Origin of the sequence: Secundilactobacillus yichangensis (genome assembly GCF_016861565.1) — a bacterium.
GTDB lineage: Bacteria > Bacillota > Bacilli > Lactobacillales > Lactobacillaceae > Secundilactobacillus > Secundilactobacillus yichangensis.
In genome coordinates, this window is sequence record NZ_BOLK01000001.1 from 135,818 (window position 1) to 154,118 (window position 18,301).

Annotated in this window: 15 protein-coding genes; 10 read left to right on the top strand and 5 right to left on the bottom strand. The window is 43.6% G+C overall.

What is annotated here, in order from left to right:
* Positions 1 to 18 precede the first annotated feature (18 nt).
* The 3 genes from xerC to hslU are packed head-to-tail and all read left to right on the top strand — an operon-like array spanning position 19 to position 2,929.
* Entirely contained in the window at positions 19 to 930 is a 912-nt protein-coding gene (gene xerC / locus JUE95_RS00615; RefSeq protein ID WP_203648423.1) for a tyrosine recombinase XerC, read from the top strand.
* Between the two features lie 20 nt (positions 931 to 950).
* Entirely contained in the window at positions 951 to 1,493 is a 543-nt protein-coding gene (gene hslV / locus JUE95_RS00620; RefSeq protein ID WP_054655198.1) for an ATP-dependent protease subunit HslV, read from the top strand.
* A gap of 23 nt (positions 1,494 to 1,516) precedes the next feature.
* A complete protein-coding gene (gene hslU / locus JUE95_RS00625; RefSeq protein ID WP_203648425.1) occupies positions 1,517 to 2,929 on the top strand; it encodes an ATP-dependent protease ATPase subunit HslU in 1,413 nt (470 codons plus the stop codon).
* Positions 2,930 to 3,002: 73 nt separating this feature from the next.
* On the opposite strand, the gene JUE95_RS00630 is transcribed toward hslU, so the two are convergent.
* Positions 3,003 to 4,049, bottom strand: coding sequence for a zinc-dependent alcohol dehydrogenase family protein (locus JUE95_RS00630; protein WP_203648427.1), 1,047 nt, complete (start codon positions 4,047 to 4,049; stop codon positions 3,003 to 3,005).
* A 184-nt stretch (positions 4,050 to 4,233) separates the two neighbouring features.
* On the opposite strand from JUE95_RS00630, the gene JUE95_RS00635 reads away from it, so the two are divergent.
* Positions 4,234 to 5,115: an aldose 1-epimerase family protein gene (locus tag JUE95_RS00635; RefSeq protein WP_203648429.1), complete on the top strand. Its 882-nt coding sequence runs from the start codon at positions 4,234 to 4,236 to the stop codon at positions 5,113 to 5,115.
* A gap of 154 nt (positions 5,116 to 5,269) precedes the next feature.
* On the opposite strand, the gene JUE95_RS00640 is transcribed toward JUE95_RS00635, so the two are convergent.
* The gene (locus JUE95_RS00640; protein WP_203648431.1) at positions 5,270 to 6,415 is read right to left on the bottom strand and encodes an RNA-guided endonuclease TnpB family protein; all 1,146 of its coding nucleotides are present in this window, start codon (positions 6,413 to 6,415) and stop codon (positions 5,270 to 5,272) included.
* Positions 6,416 to 6,636: 221 nt separating this feature from the next.
* Entirely contained in the window at positions 6,637 to 7,287 is a 651-nt protein-coding gene (plsY, locus tag JUE95_RS00645) for a glycerol-3-phosphate 1-O-acyltransferase PlsY (RefSeq protein WP_203648737.1), read from the bottom strand.
* Positions 7,288 to 7,408: 121 nt separating this feature from the next.
* Between plsY and parE the strand changes: the two genes are divergently transcribed.
* From parE to JUE95_RS00675, 6 genes are all read left to right on the top strand, one after another.
* Complete coding sequence (gene parE / locus JUE95_RS00650) at positions 7,409 to 9,394, top strand: DNA topoisomerase IV subunit B (RefSeq protein WP_203648433.1); 1,986 nt, start codon at positions 7,409 to 7,411, stop codon at positions 9,392 to 9,394.
* Between the two features lie 19 nt (positions 9,395 to 9,413).
* On the top strand, positions 9,414 to 11,858 hold the full coding sequence (gene parC, locus JUE95_RS00655) for a DNA topoisomerase IV subunit A (RefSeq protein ID WP_203648435.1): 2,445 nt from the start codon (positions 9,414 to 9,416) through the stop codon (positions 11,856 to 11,858).
* A 114-nt stretch (positions 11,859 to 11,972) separates the two neighbouring features.
* Entirely contained in the window at positions 11,973 to 12,932 is a 960-nt protein-coding gene (locus JUE95_RS00660) for a LysR family transcriptional regulator (RefSeq protein ID WP_203648437.1), read from the top strand.
* Between the two features lie 50 nt (positions 12,933 to 12,982).
* Positions 12,983 to 13,912, top strand: coding sequence for a manganese-dependent inorganic pyrophosphatase (locus JUE95_RS00665; protein ID WP_203648439.1), 930 nt, complete (start codon positions 12,983 to 12,985; stop codon positions 13,910 to 13,912).
* A 164-nt stretch (positions 13,913 to 14,076) separates the two neighbouring features.
* Positions 14,077 to 14,514 (top strand): peptide-methionine (R)-S-oxide reductase MsrB, encoded by a 438-nt coding sequence (msrB, locus tag JUE95_RS00670; protein ID WP_203648441.1) that lies wholly within the window; start codon positions 14,077 to 14,079, stop codon positions 14,512 to 14,514.
* Positions 14,515 to 14,596: 82 nt separating this feature from the next.
* The gene (locus tag JUE95_RS00675) at positions 14,597 to 14,971 is read left to right on the top strand and encodes a hypothetical protein (RefSeq protein WP_203648442.1); all 375 of its coding nucleotides are present in this window, start codon (positions 14,597 to 14,599) and stop codon (positions 14,969 to 14,971) included.
* A 1,042-nt stretch (positions 14,972 to 16,013) separates the two neighbouring features.
* Here JUE95_RS00675 and JUE95_RS00680 read toward each other — a convergent pair.
* A complete protein-coding gene (locus JUE95_RS00680) occupies positions 16,014 to 16,613 on the bottom strand; it encodes a hypothetical protein (protein ID WP_203648444.1) in 600 nt (199 codons plus the stop codon).
* 162 nt (positions 16,614 to 16,775) lie between these two features.
* Positions 16,776 to 18,230: a cardiolipin synthase gene (cls, locus tag JUE95_RS00685; RefSeq protein WP_203648445.1), complete on the bottom strand. Its 1,455-nt coding sequence runs from the start codon at positions 18,228 to 18,230 to the stop codon at positions 16,776 to 16,778.
* Positions 18,231 to 18,301: the final 71 nt, after the last annotated feature.

The window sequence follows — 18,301 nt, forward strand, 5'->3', positions numbered from 1 at the left end:
ATCATGGAGGCGGTTAACATGGCAACACCAGTTGAATTGTTTATCACCTACCTGGAAAGTGAACGGCAGTATTCACCTGAGACTGTTAAAGCCTACCGTGAAGACCTGGCAGCGTTTCAAGCGTTTTTGGACCAGACCGGTGGTAACACGGATCTGCTGTCGGTGTCAAAGTTAGACGTTCAGGTATACCTTAGTCAGCTTTACGACGAGCACAAGGCACGTACCACAATTGCACGTAAGATCTCCAGTTTACGGTCGTTTTACGATTTTTTGATCCGCGACGATCAAGTGAAGGTTAATCCGTTTGCCTACGTGACGTTAAAGAAACGGCCACATCCATTACCCCGATTTTTCTACGAAAAGGAAATGACGGCGCTGTTTAAGGCCGCTAGTGAGAATCCGGATCCGCTGTTAGCAAAGCGAGATTCCGCCATTCTCGAAGTCCTTTACGCCACCGGTATCCGGGTCAGCGAGCTCTGTGGGTTGACGTTAAACGCCGTCGATTTTGACGGTCAGCTAATGCTGATTCATGGGAAGGGTAATAAGGAGCGCTACGTTCCCTTTGGCAATTACGCTAAGAATGCGCTCCAGACTTACCTGAAGGTGACTCGAGCACCATTGATGGCGCAGTACCACAAGGAACATGATGTGGTCTTCATCAACCATTATGGTGATCCAATCACCGCAACCGGGGTGGAATACGTTTTGAATCAAATGATCGACCGCAGTACTTTAACGGGTGATATTCATCCGCATATGCTGCGGCACACGTTTGCCACTCACTTACTGAATCACGGTGCTGACTTGCGAACCGTTCAGGAACTTTTGGGTCACAGCAGCTTATCCACGACTCAAATTTACACCCACGTGACCAAGTCGCAGCTTCAGCGTGATTATCGTCGTTATTTTCCGCGTGCTACACATGATTAAAGAAAGCAGGGGTTAACACAATGCCAGTAAAATTTGAGGCAACTACCATCGTTGCCGTGCGTCATAATGGGCACAATGCCATGGCCGGAGACGGTCAAGTTACAATGGGTGAAAAAGTGATTATGAAGGGTACCGCACATAAGGTCCGCCGAATCTACAACGATAAGGTAGTCGTTGGCTTTGCCGGTAGTGTGGCTGACGCCTTTAAACTCGAAGAAAAATTTGAAGCTCGGCTGAACGAATTTTCCGGTAACCTTGAACGGGCTGCCGTTGAACTCGCTCAGGATTGGCGTTCAGACCAAAATTTACAAAAACTGGAAGCACTGCTGATTGTCATGAATGATAAGGATATGCTGCTGGTTTCTGGTTCCGGTGAAGTGATTGCCCCAGATGATGACATTTTAGCCATCGGTTCCGGTGGTAATTTCGCCCAAGCCGCCGCAACTGCGCTGCACCACCATGCTAAAGACATGAGTGCTAAAGAAATTGCCGAAACGGCCATTGGTATTGCCGGTGACATCGACATTTTTACAAACCACAACATCATTTCCGAAGAATTATAACCCAACAGAAAGCAGGGATTTGATTGGATCCAATTACAAAAACACCACGCGAAATCGTTTCTCTTCTTGACCAGTACATTATTGGCCAAGACGCTGCTAAAAAGTCGATTGCGATTGCTTTACGGAACCGTTACCGCCGTATGCAGCTGTCAAAGGACATGCAAGATGAAATTACGCCTAAAAACATGCTCATGATTGGCCCCACTGGGGTTGGTAAAACTGAATTGGCACGTCGTTTAGCTAAAATTGTGAAAGCACCATTCGTTAAGGTTGAAGCTACCAAGTTTACCGAAGTCGGTTACGTTGGCGGTGACGTGGAATCCATGGTTCGTAACCTGGTTGACGTTTCCGTCAAAATGGAAAAGGATAACCAGTTCGAAAACGTCCGTGCTGAAGCCACGAAACGTGCTAATAATCGGTTAGTCAAATTATTGGTACCTGGCAAAAAACCGAAGCAAAACCAACAGGCTGACTTTTCTAACCTGATGAACATGTTTTCTCAAATGCAAAAGGGTGATATGCCAACCGCTGAAGAACCTAAGGAAGAAGTCACTGACGAAATTAAGAACCAGCGTATGTCAGTTTCCGACCAATTGGCTCACGGTTTGCTGGAAAACTCCGAAGTTGAAATTGAAATGGATGATCCGCAACAAGCTATGGCTGGCAATAACCCGATGATGAACCAAATGGGTATTGATTTAAGTTCGACGTTAGGCCAAATGATGCCTAAAAAGCGTATCAAGCGGACGGTGCCCGTTTCAGAAGCTCGTGAGATCTTGATTAAGGAAGAATCCGAAGAGCTGGTTAATAATGCTGATATTAACCACGATGCCATTCAACGGGCACAAGATACTGGTATTATCTTCATCGATGAAATCGATAAGATCACTTCAAAGTCTGATAAAAACAGTGGTGAAGTTTCCCGTGAGGGTGTTCAGCGTGACATTTTACCAATCGTTGAAGGCACCCAAGTACAGACGAAGTACGGTGCCATTAACACCGATCACATCCTGTTTATTGCCGCCGGTGCCTTTGCTGAAAGCAAACCAAGCGATTTGATTGCTGAGTTGCAAGGCCGGTTCCCAATCCGGGTTGAGCTGGATGAATTAAGCCAGGAAGACTTCGTTAAGATCCTGACTGAACCCAATAACGCTTTAGTTAAGCAATACATTGCGTTGATCGGCACGGATAACATCAAGGTGACCTTCACCATTGAAGCGATTAACCGCATCGCGGAGCTGGCTTATCAGCTGAACCACGAGAACCAAAATATTGGTGCTCGTCGACTGCATACCGTGCTTGAAAAACTGCTGGAAGACTTGCTTTACGAGGGGCCGGATATGCAGATGGGTGATATTACCATTACCGAAAGCTACGTCAATGATAAAATCGGCAACATTGTTAAAAACAAGGATCTGTCACGTTATATTCTTTAATGACGGCAAACTAAAAACGTCTAATTACCATTTTGGGTAATTAGACGTTTTTGATTAATTTTAACTATTGAGCTTAATCTTCACCGATCTTCAAAACGCAAGCCCCGCGAATATCGCCTTTTTTAACGTAGCGCAAAGCTTCATCCGCTTTATCAAAGGCGTACGGCGTGGTTTCAGGATGAATGTCCAGCCGGTCTGCCAGTTTCAGGAACTGTTCGCCATCGTGGCGGGTGTTGGACTCAACACTGGTTAAATTCTTCTCGTGGAAGATGTGATCCTGGTAATTTAAGGACGGGATGTCAGTCAGGTGAATACCGGCTAATGCTAGCGTACCACCGGGTGCTAAACCTTCCAGTGCCTTTGGGACAATGTCACCAACTGGCGCAAAGATGATCGAGGAATCCAGTTTAACGGGTGGCAGATCATAGGCACCAGCGGCTGATTTGGCACCCAGTGACAAAGCAAACTTTTGAGCGTCCTTGCCCCGCGTCAGCACGTGAACTTCGATGCCTTGATCAATGGCTAGCTGTGCGGTGATATGAGCTGAACCGCCAAAACCATAGAGTCCAAGCCGGCCACCAGCTGGAATGTTGGCCCGACGAAATGCCCGGTAGCCAATAATACCGGCACACAATAGTGGGGAAGCCGTTTCTGAAGCAAAGCGTTCAGGAATCCGGTAAGCGAAGCCCTCAGGAACCGTGGTGTATTCCGCGTAACCGCCATCGTGATCCCAGCCGGTATACTTTGAATTAGGGCAAAGGTTCTCGCGGCCGGAACGGCAGTATTGACAAACCCCGCAGGTCCAGCGCAGCCACGGCACACCAATGCGGTCACCAAGTTCAAAACGGTGGGCGTCAGGTCCAATTGCGACCACCTCACCGACGATTTCGTGACCGGGGGTAACGTGTTCTTGATGCACTGGCAAATCGCCCTCAGACACGTGTAAATCAGTGTGGCAGACACCACAGGTCAATACCCGGACTAAAACTTCACCGCGTTTTGGTGTCGGTACCGGTTTGGTTGTAAACTCTAACGGACTTTTTTCACCATCGATGGGGTCGGGCTGGGTAACCGCCCAAGCACGCATGGTGGTTGGTAAATTAGAAACAGCAGTTGTCATGATTATCGCCTCTTGTGAAAGAATCTCTTTCAAGTTAGTTTTATTGTAGCCACGTTTATGACAGTTCGCAAGGTGATGCATTTGCATTCATAACCGAATTAAGTAAACTGAATCCAGCAGTTGAAAGCGGTTAACTAATGGTCTATACTAATCTTGAAGACTGATCAGAAATGGGGTTTTTACAGTGATTGAACTTAAAAATGATGATTTACAAGTTAAGTTAAATGAACATGGTGCCGAATTGACCAGTGTCAAAAGTGCTGATGACCAGATTGAATACATGTGGCAGGCAGATCCTAAGTTTTGGGGCCGTCACGCACCAGTTTTGTTTCCAATCGTTGGCCGTTTAAAGGATGACCAGTATACGGTTAACGGTCAGACCTATCATATGACGCAGCACGGGTTTGCCCGGGACATGGATTTCATGGTGATCGAACACGAAGATGACCACGCTATTTTCCAATTAGAAGCCACGGAGGAAACCAAGGAGAAGTTTCCCTTTGATTTTACGTTACAAGTCACTTTCACCCTTGAAGGGCACACTTTATCGGTTCACTACACGGTAACTAACCCTAGCAACGACGTCACGTTACCATTTTCAATCGGTGGGCATCCAGCCTTTAACGTTCCGCTAGAGCCAGGTAACGGTGACTTTAGTGATTATTTCATCACTGTTGCTCCTAAAAAAGCTTATCAGCAGATTCCGTTGGTAGGGCCTTACAACGACGTTAAGCACGAGAAAACGTTGAATTTGAGTACCCCAATGGTGCTTGATCATGATCTGTTTGATCAGGATGCATTGATTCTGGATTTGGATCACGTTGAAACGACTTTGATGCTAAGTACTCAGTTGAACGATCACGGTGTAGCGCTGACTTTGCAAAATGCGCCGTACGTCGGTATCTGGTCGCCATACCCAAAGAAAGCGCCGTTTGTTTGCCTAGAACCATGGTGGGGGATTGCTGACAGCGTTGACAGCGACGGTGATTTTGCCCATAAGATGAGTATCCATAACGCTGGGCCTAAAAAATCATTTAACGCTGGTTTTCAGGTTCGCTTTTTCTAAAATTTAAACAAAAAAGTAGAGCTATGTCGTGAACTACTCGTCACTAAAGTAACGAGCTTCTAGGAACACCGCTGACTTACACAGCATTCATGGAATGGTGCACAGAGGTTACGGCTATTTACTAAGGCACGTTCCGTGCCAGTCAGTCTGAATACTATGCGGTAGCCTGCAAGATATTAGTCGCGGCATTGATATCCCTGTCGTGGTTGATACCACAATTTGGACACCTCCACCGGCGAATATCTAAGGTGTGCTTACCATCATCATAGCCACAATTGGAACAAAGCTGGGAAGTTTTGCGCGGATTAACAGTGACCAGCTGTTTTCCATACCACGCACACTTATATTCCAGCATGACACGAAGTTTCCGCCATGACTGGTTGGCAATTGCTCGGGCGAGCTTATGATTTTTCATCAGATTTTTGGCTTTCAAATCTTCAATCTTAATCACATCGTAATGTTTAACCAGTTCTTTAGTGGCGTTATGCAGATAATTATCCCGTTGATTGGCAATCTTTTCATTATATTTAGCGACCATGTGTCTAGCTTTTTGATAATTTTTGAAATCTATCAGCTCCCGTGGCTCAATTACTTTATTGTGGTGATCCCAAGCAATTGCTGCTTGGGCCTGATGACGACGTCTCGCCAACCGTTTTTCCCAGTAACGTTTCCTTTGACTGAGTCGTTTATCAAATCGGACAGTGGGATATTTAATACCATCCGAAGTAATCATGAGATCAGCGACGCCCACATCAATACCAATGGCCTTACTAGTACTGTTTAATGTCTTAATATCAGTATCAACCAGAATAATGGCATAGAATTTACCGGTAGCGGAGAGCCGAATCGTGACGTTTTTAATTTTGCCAACTGGTTGTCGTCCAGCTCTAAATCTTAAACGTCCCAACTTAGGCAGCTTAAGATGATGCTGATCGATCACCTGAATATTGTGACTAACGGCGTTACATTGATAACTCTGTTTGGGATACTTACGTGATTTGAACCTCGGAAACCCTCTGTGTTCTTTGAACAGTTTTTGATAGGCGTGATGCAAGTCGCGACTCACATGCAGCAATGAAGTTGATTCCGCTGCTTTGAGAAACGGGTATTCTTTTTTCAAACACTTAATAATGTAGTTCATACCAAACTCATTAACATAACTGCCACCATTGGCATAGCGCTGTTTCTGCATGTCGAGCAGATGATTCCAAACGAAACGGCAGTAACCGAAGTTTGCAATAATCTTCTCTTGCTGCATAGGCGTGGGATAGATGCGGGTTTTAATCGCTTTTAGTGTCATCACGGAAACATCCTTTGATTTTATCGTTGTCAAACGTATGTTCCCATTATACGATATTCCCAATCGATTGCCAACAAATAATGTCAGAAAAAGGCAATTCATCACGTCCTTAAAAGAACGTGTTTCTTTGCCCAAATTCAAAAAATAGAGATATGTCAAAAAATTATTTTGACATATCTCTATTTTTACTTATATGATAGTACTTGTGATGCGTACAGCGATTAATCTTGATGAGATTTTTGACGTTTTCGCCGTTTACTTCCCAGACCAAAATTCACCAGGTTTTCCGTACCGTCTTTGATGCGCTTAATGTTTGACCGGTGACGCCAAAAAACAAAGATGGTCAAGCAGACCGCTAATGCCGACAGGTACCAATCCTGAATTATGAAGCATAAAATTGTGATGATCGTAAAACTAACCATTGACGCAAGGCTTACCATGCTGGTTAAATAGATAAGGCTGACAAAACAAGTTGCAGCAATCACAAAAAGCAACGGATTGTAAGCGAGTAACATTCCCGCACTGGTTGCAACGGCTTTACCACCCTTAAAATGATCAAAAATCGAGATGGTGTGGCCCAGAATAGCCATGAAGCCAAAGACTAAGAGCATGGGTGAATGCGGGCTAATATGAAGGAACCATACTGGTAGAAGCGTTGCAACCGTTCCCTTTGCTAGATCTAAGATTAAAACGGCGGTGCCGGCAACGGGACCTAACACCCGGTAGGTATTAGTCGTACCGATGTTGCCTGAACCAGCTTTTCGGATATCGGTGTGAAAGAAGCCTTTACCGATCCAGACGCCGTTTGGAATCGCGCCTAAGAGGTAGGCAATTATTAATAAAAGTGCGAGTTTCAAGTTCCATTCCTCCATTGTCATGATGACGTGTCACGGCTAATATTTTAGCATGTTTCCTCCCGCTTGACAGAATAATTTTATCGTTATCATGAATTCAAAGTAAAAAGTATAAATAAAGTTGAAAGGGGTCTTTTTGGTGCCGAGAAAAAAAGCAACTTATGATGATTCATCGATCCAGGTTCTAGAAGGACTTGAGGCTGTTCGAAAACGGCCAGGGATGTACATTGGTTCGACAGACACCCGTGGATTGCACCATTTAGTTTATGAAATCGTTGATAACGCGGTCGATGAAGCCTTAGCTGGTTATGGGGATGAGATCACCGTTGTCATTGAAGCTGATAACAGTATTACTGTCACTGACCATGGACGTGGGATGCCCGTTGGGATGCACTCATCTGGCAAACCAACGCCGGAAGTCATTTTGACGGTCCTGCATGCCGGCGGTAAGTTTGGCCAAGGCGGGTATAAAACCTCTGGCGGGCTGCACGGTGTTGGGGCTAGCGTGGTAAACGCGCTTTCTTCTGAACTTACCGTGAATATTGTTCGTGACGGTAAGATGTACGAGCAGCAGTTCAAAGATGGCGGCCACCCGATTACGACTTTGATTAAAAAGGGCAATACCCGCAAGCCAACCGGAACGAAGATTCATTTCAAACCAGATAGTTCAATCTTTACAACCACTGTTTTCAATTTTAATACCTTGGCTGAACGTTTACGTGAATCTGCGTTTCTATTGAAAGGCGTCAAGATCACTCTAACTGACAAACGGCAAAATCAGGAACGCGAAGAAGTTTACCATTTCAAAGACGGGATCAAAGAGTTCGTTGCTTACCTGAACGAAGATAAGGAAACGCTTGGTGACGTCATGTACTTTGATGGCAGTAAACAGGGTGTAGAAGTTGAAGTGGCTGCGCAATACAACGACGGCTATTCAGAAAATTTGCTATCCTTTGTTAACAACGTTCGGACACCTGATGGCGGAACTCACGAAGCCGGGATGCGCAGTGCTTGGACTAAAGCTTTCAACGAATATGCCCGTAAAGTGGGTTTGCTGAAGGAAAAAGATAAGAATCTAGACGGGTCTGATGTGCGTGAAGGGCTCTCAGCAGTCATTTCGCTGCGGGTACCAGAAGAGATCCTGCAGTTTGAGGGTCAAACGAAGGAAAAACTAGGGACGCCAGAAGCCCGTGCCATTGTTGATAACGTGGTCAGTGAACAGCTGGGCTACTATTTGATGGAAAACGGTGAATTCGCGCAGATGCTGGTTCACAAATCACTGCGTGCCAGAACGGCTCGTGAAGCCGCCCGTAAAGCCCGGGATGAAACCCGTTCCGGGAAGAAACACAAGCGTAAGGAACGGCTGCTGTCAGGTAAGCTGACGCCCGCACAATCCAAAAACGCTGACAAAAACGAACTGTTCCTGGTCGAAGGTGATTCTGCCGGTGGTTCGGCTAAACAAGGCAGAAACCGTAAATTTCAAGCTATCCTGCCGTTACGTGGCAAGGTTTTGAACACTGAAAAAGCCAAGCTGGAAGACGTTATGAAGAACGAAGAGTTAAACGCCATGATCTATACGATTGGTGCTGGTGTGGGTTCTGAGTTCAACATTGAAGATGCCAATTACGACAAGATCATCATTATGACCGATGCCGATGATGATGGTGCCCATATTCAGATTTTGCTGTTAACCTTCTTCTACAAGTATATGCGGCCAATGATTGATGCCGGTCGCGTCTACATTGCACTGCCACCGCTTTACATGATTCAAAAGGGCAGCGGTAAGAAGCAGGTAGATGAATATGCTTGGACCGATGAAGAGCTGGCCACCAAGACGAAGAATTTGAAGGGTTATAAATTACAACGGTTCAAGGGGCTTGGCGAAATGGATGCTGAGCAACTTTGGGAAACGACCATGAATCCGGAAGTTCGGACGCTGGTTCGCGTTCGGATTGATGACTCTGCTTTAGCAGAACGCCGGGTCACGACCTTAATGGGCGATAAAGTTGAGCCAAGACGTAAGTGGATCGAAGAAAACGTTGCGTTCACCATGGAAGAAGAAGGCAGCATCCTCGATAATACCCTGGCTAATGAAGCGCATCATGAGTCGACTTCAACGAAATAGTATGAAAGGAGTCCTTTGAGTGGCGGGAACTAAGATTCAAGAGCTCACATTAGAAGAAGTTATGAGTGACCGCTTTGGTCGCTATTCAAAATCAATTATCCAAGAACGGGCACTCCCAGATATTCGTGATGGGTTGAAGCCCGTTCAACGACGGATCTTATTTGCGATGAATAAGGACGGCAACACTTATGATAAGCCGTTCCGAAAATCCGCTAAGGCTGTGGGTAACGTCATGGGTAACTTTCACCCCCACGGTGATAGTTCGATCTATGAAGCCCTGAACCGAATGAGTCAGGACTGGAAGGTTCGTGAACCATTAATTGAAATGCACGGTAACAACGGTTCTATGGACGGTGATCCGCCTGCAGCCATGCGTTACACGGAAGCTCGACTCAGTAAAATTGCGGGTGAAATGCTCCGTGACATCGATAAAGAAACCGTTGATATGGTGCTGAACTTTGATGACACTGAATATGAGCCAACGGTTTTACCAGCAAAGTTTCCGAACTTGCTGGTAAACGGTGCGACCGGAATTTCAGCTGGTTATGCCACTGATATTCCACCGCATAATTTAGGTGAAGTCATTGATGCATTGATTTATTTGCTGGACCACCCGAAGGCTGATCTAGAGCAGTTAATGCGGTTTGTTAAAGGCCCTGATTTTCCAACTGGCGGTATTCTGCAAGGCTTGGACGGCATTAAGAAGGCTTACGAAACCGGCCGTGGTCGGGTTGTGGTTCGGTCACGGACTGCCATCGAGGAATTACGGGGCAATAAGCAGCTGATCCGGGTCAGTGAAATTCCTTATGAAGTTAATAAAGCTAATCTAGTCAAGCGAATTGACGAACTGCGATTAATGAAAAAAGTTGATGGTATTTCCGAAGTTCGTGATGAATCTGACCGCGATGGTCTTTCCATTGCCATTGAACTTAAGCGTGACGTGGATGCTAACGGTATTTTGAACTATTTGTTTAAGAATACTGATTTGCAAGTTACCTATAATTTCAACATGGTGGCTATTAACCATATGCGACCGGAGCACGTTGGCTTGAAGACCGTTCTGTCAGCTTACCTTGAACACCAGCAAGACGTGATTTCCCGCCGGACTAAGTTTGACTTGAATAAGGCTGAAAAACGGCAGCACATTGTGGAAGGGCTGATTAAAGCACTTTCCATCTTGGATCAAGTGATTGCCACTATTCGGGCAAGCAAGAATCGAAAAGATGCTCGTGACAATTTGGTATCTACCTATGACTTCTCCGAAGAACAGGCGGACGCCATTGTTGCTTTGCAACTTTACCGGTTAACTAATACCGACGTGACAGCCTTGGAAAAAGAAGCTGCTGAATTAGCCAAGAATATCGCGAACTATAAAGAAATTCTGGCTGATCCTAAGACATTAAACAAAGTGTTACGAAAAGAATTACGAGAAATCAACAAGCAGTACCGTAATGATCGGCGAACTGAAATTCAGGCTGAAATTACACCGCTAAAAATTTCTACGGAAGTCATGGTTCCTGACGAAGACGTGGTTGTCATGGTCAGTCGTGACGGCTATCTGAAGCGCAGCGGAGTGCGTTCGTACAACGCTTCTGATCCGGAAGATAACGGACTGAAAGAGGAAGATTACCCAATTTTCACTGAAAAGCTCAGTACCTTGGATCATCTCTTCATGTTCACCAATAAGGGTAATTTAATTTACCGGCCGGTTCACGAAATCACCGATGCCCGTTGGAAGGACACGGGGGAGCATATTTCGCAAACCATTGGGCTTGCCGACGATGAGGAGATCATTGCCACTTACGCGTTTGATTCGCTTAAAGCACCTGGTGAATTCCTAATTGCCACTGATGATGGTTACATCAAGCGGACAGCGTTTGAGAGCCTGTTACCGGGGCGGACTTATAAATCCAGCGCAAAAGTGTTTGAAAAGCTGAAGTCAGACGGTGCTAAAGTTGTTAACGTGACTTATTTGCCGAAACCGGCTAAGGCTTCAGTGTTACTGATGTCTCGTTTGGGGCTGGCTCTACGTTACGATTTAGCCGAAGTTTCGGTTAACGGTGCCCGGACTACTGGGGTTCGTTCTATGAATCTTGGGGATGATGATTCGGTTGTTGATCTGCAGTTGGTTAACGATGAAGATACGGTTGCGCTGATTACACAGCGTGGGGCCTTTAAGAAGATGCCGGCTAGTGATCTACCAGTCACCAGTCGTGCACGGAAAGGGGTTCAAGTGCTTCATGCCCTAAAGTCTAAGCCGCATGAAGTAGTCGACTTCTTAAAATTAGCTGATGCGTCATCACCACTTGAAGTCATCACTGATAGAAGACGGCATCACGATATTTTACCGGCTGAACACCCAATGAATAATCGCTACTCGAACGGCTCATTTGTAATTGATACAGAATCGGAAGGAATTCCGGAAGTGTTGCGGAATAAGCCAACTATTTTAACATTGTCTTAATTTTTATTAGTATTTAGTTATTTTCGGATTACAATAATTGCGTATTTGGTCAAAGATGGTTATTATAGTTTTGATAATAAAACATTAAGGACAACCTATTTAGGAGGCTCCCACATGAAAAGCAAGCAAGAAAGTATTTTTTCATCTAAAACACTAACTTATTTTTTACAATTATCTGAGACCATGAATTACACCCAGGCGGCACAGATTTTAGGGATTACGCAACCGGCTTTAACGCAGCAGATTAAGAAGCTGGAACGCACGGTTGGTGCCCGGTTATTCTATTCCGTTGGTAAAAAACTTCGGTTGACTGACGCAGGGTATACCATGCTGGATGCGACGCATAAGATTTACGGCGTTTTAAACGACGCTACTGATGAGATTCAGCAGTCAACTAGTGCCACGCAGGGGGATATCAACATCGGAATGCTGGCATCGGTTGAAGACAGCGTATTTGAAGACTTTGTCATTCAGTCTTATCGGGAAAACCCGGACGTAAAAATTACGCTGCACATGCTGACACGTAAGGAAATCTGGGACAAGTTAGAAAATAACCAGATCGACTTGGCTATTATGTACTTACCAGATGAATCCATTAAGAACTGGAAGCCATACGAATCTAAACGAATCATTAGCGATGACTTACTCTTTATTCACCATGACGAGAAACTCAGCAAGAAGAAACGGATCAAGTTTGCGGACACACCTAACAAACCGTGGGTCACTTATCCAGTTGAGTATTACTTGAACCACGTGATGCGTGAATCCTTTAAGAATGCTATGGTTGACCTGCCAGTAAGTGTTGCCCAATTTACAACACCTAGTCAGTTGCTGCGGTTCTCTGATCAGACGGGTGCTTACACGGCACTGCCTAACTCATTTGTGGTTGGGCAGGGTGAACAGCCTGATACTTGGACTGCCCGTTTTGAACCCAACATTCGCTTTGAATTGGCGTTTGTCTTCCGCAGTGGCAAGGATAAGATCCCACGTATCGGTCATTTCTTAGCTCAGTTTGACCAATATCTTAAAACTAAAGATTATTTGGCACGTTTACAAGAAATTCAACAAAATTAATAGTATGATTAGTATGTAAAAACATAATTGATACGAGGAGCGATAAGTTTATGTCAAAAGAACTCGTTTTTGGACACAAGAGTCCAGATACTGATGCTATTGTTGCCGCAATGGCATACGCATATTTACAAACCAAATTAGGGTACGATGTTGAGGCTGTTGCCCTTGGCGAACCTAACATGGAAACTAGCTTTGTTTTGAAGCACTTTGGCGTGGCCGCACCACGGGTCGTCAAGACGGTTTCAAACGAAGTCGACAAAGTGATGTTAGTTGACCACAACGAACCACAGCAATCAGCCGATGATATTGATAAAGTTACGGTTACTCACGTAGTTGACCATCACCGAATCAACGGTTTCAACACGGCAGCACCACTGTATTACCATGCCGAACCAGTTGGCTGTGTCAGCACCATTATTACCAACTTGTTTGCTGAAAACAAAATTGATATTCCAGCGCAATTAGCTGGTTTGATGCTGTCAGCCATCATTTCTGACACCTTGTTACTCAAGTCGCCAACCACAACTGATAAAGATCGTGAAGCGGTTAAAGCCTTAGCTGAAATTGCTGACATTGATTACGAGAGCTACGGTATTGAAATGCTGAAGGCTGGTACTAACTTATCAGCTAAGTCCGATGCTGAATTAGTATCAGGCGATGCCAAGTCATTTACTATGGGTGGCAAGAGTATTCGTATCGACCAGATCAACACCGTTGATTTGAACGATGTTATCAGTCGTGAAGACGGTATTAAGAAGGCTATGAACGACGAAGCTGCTAAAGAGGGCTATGATTTGTTCTTAGTCTTAGCAACTAACGTTTTGGACAGCAACTCCGAATTATTCGTTGTTGGTGAACCAAAAGACATCGTTGAAAAGGCCTTTAATACGACGTTGAAAGACGATCGGGCAAACTTGCCAGGTGTCGTATCACGTAAGAAGCAAGTGGTACCGCCATTGCAAGAAGCTTTTGAAGCTTAATTAACAATAGTAAGTTAAAAACAGTCCAATTACTTATACTTGGGCTGTTTTTTTGCGCTTAAAATCAAATTGGTTGTTATTCTGCTGTTAGTTGATATAATGGGATTAATCAATTGCACACAATCTATTATGATTGAATAGTCAAGGAGTTGATAAATTAAATTATGGAAAAGAACGATCAGGAGTTACGTAAACAGTTATCTCATACCGCATATGAAGTGACACAAAATGCTGCTACGGAAGCACCATTTAGCGGTGAATACGATCAATTTGACCAACCTGGCATCTACGTTGACATTGTCAGCGGTGAACCGTTGTTTAGTTCACTGGATAAATATGATGCTGGCTGTGGCTGGCCGTCATTTACTAAACCAATTGAAAAGAAGTCAGTTAAACGTCATTTGGATACTTCACACGGTATGTACCGGACTGAAGTGCGTTCAAGCGATTCAGCATCACATTTAGGCCATGTTTTTACTGATGGTCCTAAAGATGCTGGCGGTTTAAGATACTGTATCAACAGCGCTGCATTAAAATTTATTCCAGCAAATCAATTGGAACAAGCGGGCTATGGACAGTATAAAACGTTATTCGAGGCATAACCATATGTGAAACGGTTGCAAATCCCTGAAAATCAACGATAATGGGTTTATATACCGATACTTAGTTTAGGGAGTGTTTGCCGTGTACAGAAAAACTGCTATAACGTCTTGGATCACCGCAATTGGGCTGTGCTTAATCACGGTCATTGCAGCTGTGAGCAGACATCAGTTATCGTACCAGGTTCTAGTGAGCGTTGCGAGCTATATTGGTGTTTATGCGATTTCACTATATTTAGCAAAGCATAACGGAACTGAGAAAATTATACTGACGTTTGTCAATATTTTAGCCGTAGCGATGTTTGTTGCAATGATGTTTAATGCGGTTAGAAAGTATTCGGGCATGGCTACGGGAGCATTATTAATCGTTTGCGTCATTGGAACTGTATCGGGTCTCATGGCAATCTGGTTTAATAATCGCTTTGAAAAAAAGAATTCTGCTAATTCTAAAGAGCGCTAGCATGTGTGCGGTGCTTTTTATTTTTGCTATAAATAACTTGAACAACAAATAAGGGTAAGCGTAAGGAGCTGGCAGATAGATGGATGCTAATTGAAGCTATGATTTGTTTAAATCACTACTTTGAATAATATATATTATGTAAAGTAGAGTGAGAAAACAAAAGAATAGCAATTATTTTTGCTAAAAATACTCCCCCGCTTTATTAATTGACATCATTTAGTCTGAACGAGTTCAAATCGACTGAGAGATCAAAACGTTAAATTAAATGGCGCATCTAGAAACATCATTCGTACAACTACACATCAAAAATAACGAACGTGTGTCCTATGAACGCCGATAATTCCCTATGTGATTTATCTGAGTATTGAGATTCTTCTTTTTGTAAATACCAGTTCAGCTATTTAGACGAGTTTAGTTTAATTAATTTAAGTAGCATGGATTTCATCATACTGGATGTTTGCTGCTTAATAGCAGCTTAAAACTAGCTATTTGTTACGGAATAATTTATTGAACGCCTAATTTGTGTGACATTGTTCCGTTTACTAGCTAGTTTACTTAGACTTCGTTCAGTTAGTCCAATATTGAGCTTCAAAGTTGATCATGTATAGCTACATAACGCGTAATCTGCGACTCTGCGATCTCTAAGATCTTTAAACTCTAAGATCTTTAAATGCGTTAATTCTGAGCATTTAATTGCTAAATAACGCTGTTTGCTAAGTATTTTAGGACGTTTTTACGTTCTAATTATCAATTTCTGCTATAAATTACCGGTTTTACAGCGATTTTACCTGGTTCAACTCCCCTCAGAACATAACTGGTGCTAGGGGAAGGGCTGATGACTGTTTTTAAGTAAACTTAATAAAACCTATATTTTATTAAGTTTACTAATTTAGCCTGCTCTATCATCATATTTATATTTCCGTTATGCACCGAGCAGGATTCAAGCCTGCTTGCATTAAAGAAGCAAAAATTCTCAAAGCTTCATTGATAGCCCATTGACTATCCGACAAGCTTTGAGAATTTTGTGCACCCTACTGACTGATTAGGATGAATAAACCTGATGCCAGTACCTTACCTTCGAAATTGCATTGAAAAGATGTTGCTCTAAATTAACCTGATAAACAGCTGTCATATTTTCAACGTTATATTTAAAGGAATTGGCACTAATTTCAATGACCACGTGATTCTGGTCCTGCTCATTGTCTAATACGATTTGATCAAATTGCACCCCCGTACGATTGTGCAGTAACTGGTACGCATAGTAGATTGATAATTCAATATTATCTAACGAATCTGCCAACAACTTGGAAATTTGCCCATTCTCAAGCCCTACTTCTGTATCACCTAAGTCAACTAGCGCTTGCGGTGAAATATCATTTTTCAAATGACCAAGGTTTTGAAAGTGACCAAAGTCGATTGAGTCAGCTGCGGTCTCTAAATCTTCAATGTACAGCAGCGTTTTAATTAATTCCATTGGAACATCGGCAGTCATTGCTAATTCTTTGAGCTGGGGCTCTGTTAATTGATTGATATCAAATACTTCATCAGGATCACGGTGAGTTTGGTAGAAATCTCGAACTAAAAGCGTTGCTTGTGTCAGGTTCAAATCGTCTGAAAATTCTGGTATACCATGGGTTAACATTAATTTACGGCTCCATTTCTGTATGGGGTCACAATCAAGCTGATTGTTGAGTGACGTTGCAATAAGCTTAGGTTATTTAAACTTTTGGCATTATGACAGCTGTGCAATTGCAAATCAAATAAGCCGACCTCGATTTGGCCGGCTTACGTTTATCTTAATAAATTATAGTATTGGTGAAAGCAACCGCGAAACGGCCTGTTTGAATCGTAGCCATAATGACATGTTACGGAAGTCTTCAGCGGTTACTAACGTACTTTCTTTCATATCAGCTTCGAAAATATCTCGAAGTTCTTGAGCAACCTTGAAATCATAAATGAAAGCATTAGCCTCAAAATTCAATTTAAAGCTACGGAAGTCTAAGTTAGCTGAACCCACCGATGAAATTGCATCATCGATCATGACCACTTTAGCGTGGATAAAGCCATTTTCGTAGAAGTAAATCTTTGCGCCGTCTTCAGCCAGCAGTCTCGCATAATATTGAGTAGCACGATAGACAAATGGATGGTCAGGCATATGCGGTACCATGATTCGAACGTCAACTCCCGATAAAATTGCACTTCTCAAAGCGTTGAGCACACTATCATCCGGAATTAAGTACGGCGATTGAATAAAAAGCCGTTTTCGGGCACTGTTGATCATGCGCAGATAGCCTAATTTAATTTGTTCTAAATCGGAATCTGGACCGCTGACGACGATTTGCATCATCGTTTTACCAATTTCATCGTTAGCCTTGGGAAAATGCTTCATTGTCCGTTCCAGCTCATTTTCTGGAACCGTCGCATTCCAATCACTAATAAAGTGTTCTTGCAGACCAAGTGCGGCATCGCCGGTTACTTTCAGGTGAGTATCACGCCAATGACCAAACTTTTTGGATCGATCAACGTATTGGTCACCAATGTTGAATCCGCCAATGTAGCCGGTCCAGCCATCAATTGCGACAATTTTACGGTGGTTACGAAAGTTCAGTCGGAAATCGCGCCAGTTAGAGTGAATCCCCAAGAAGGGTTCAGCAAACCCACCGGCTTCGCGCAATGGATCGAAGAATTCCCGTTTAGTTCCCATTGATCCCCATGAATCATATAGCACACGCACGATAACCCCATCTTGTGCTTTGGCAGCCAATGTACTAAGCATATCTCGGCCTAGCTGATCGTTGTAGAAAGTGTAGAATTCAACGTAAACAACGTGCTGAGCGTTCAAAATTTCCTGTTGAATATTTTTAAATAGTGTTGGTCCGTCCGTAAAGATTTCTGTCTGATTATTCAAGGTAACGAAAGAATGATCAATGTTTTGAAACAAACGAATCATATTTTTAACGGATGACTCCTGATGTGTATCTCCTGCCGAATACGGTGGCAACGACGATTGTTGCTGCGACAGCGCCTCCGTTAACTCCGTGTTAGGCTGTCGCTGAACCTTATTTAATTGCTGGTGGGTTAGTTTACGGCCAAAGAAAGCGTATATTAAGAACCCAATAATCGGCAGTAAGTTTAACACTAGTAACCATGCCCACGTGGCAGCAATATCTCGGCGTTCACGGAATACCGTAAAAATTGCTGCAATGGTGTTTAAGGTAAAAATCAAGAAAATAACTAAATAAAATAGCGTCCAGTTCATACGTTGTCCCCCACTTACATGATACATTTACATTACCGCAAAAATGGGTAAGAAAACAGGGGTAACTTTAT

Excerpts from the sequence above, each read along its gene's own strand:
- JUE95_RS00680 (WP_203648444.1), bottom strand. The coding sequence starts at position 16,613 with ATGTTAACCCATGGTATACCAGAATTTTCAGACGATTTGAACCTGACA.
- JUE95_RS00660 (WP_203648437.1), top strand. The coding sequence starts at position 11,973 with ATGAAAAGCAAGCAAGAAAGTATTTTTTCATCTAAAACACTAACTTAT.
- plsY (WP_203648737.1), bottom strand. The coding sequence starts at position 7,287 with ATGGAGGAATGGAACTTGAAACTCGCACTTTTATTAATAATTGCCTAC.
- msrB (WP_203648441.1), top strand. The coding sequence starts at position 14,077 with ATGGAAAAGAACGATCAGGAGTTACGTAAACAGTTATCTCATACCGCA.
- xerC (WP_203648423.1), top strand. The coding sequence starts at position 19 with ATGGCAACACCAGTTGAATTGTTTATCACCTACCTGGAAAGTGAACGG.
- JUE95_RS00640 (WP_203648431.1), bottom strand. The coding sequence starts at position 6,415 with ATGACACTAAAAGCGATTAAAACCCGCATCTATCCCACGCCTATGCAG.
- JUE95_RS00665 (WP_203648439.1), top strand. The coding sequence starts at position 12,983 with ATGTCAAAAGAACTCGTTTTTGGACACAAGAGTCCAGATACTGATGCT.
- cls (WP_203648445.1), bottom strand. The coding sequence starts at position 18,230 with ATGAACTGGACGCTATTTTATTTAGTTATTTTCTTGATTTTTACCTTA.
- hslV (WP_054655198.1), top strand. The coding sequence starts at position 951 with ATGCCAGTAAAATTTGAGGCAACTACCATCGTTGCCGTGCGTCATAAT.
- JUE95_RS00630 (WP_203648427.1), bottom strand. The coding sequence starts at position 4,049 with ATGACAACTGCTGTTTCTAATTTACCAACCACCATGCGTGCTTGGGCG.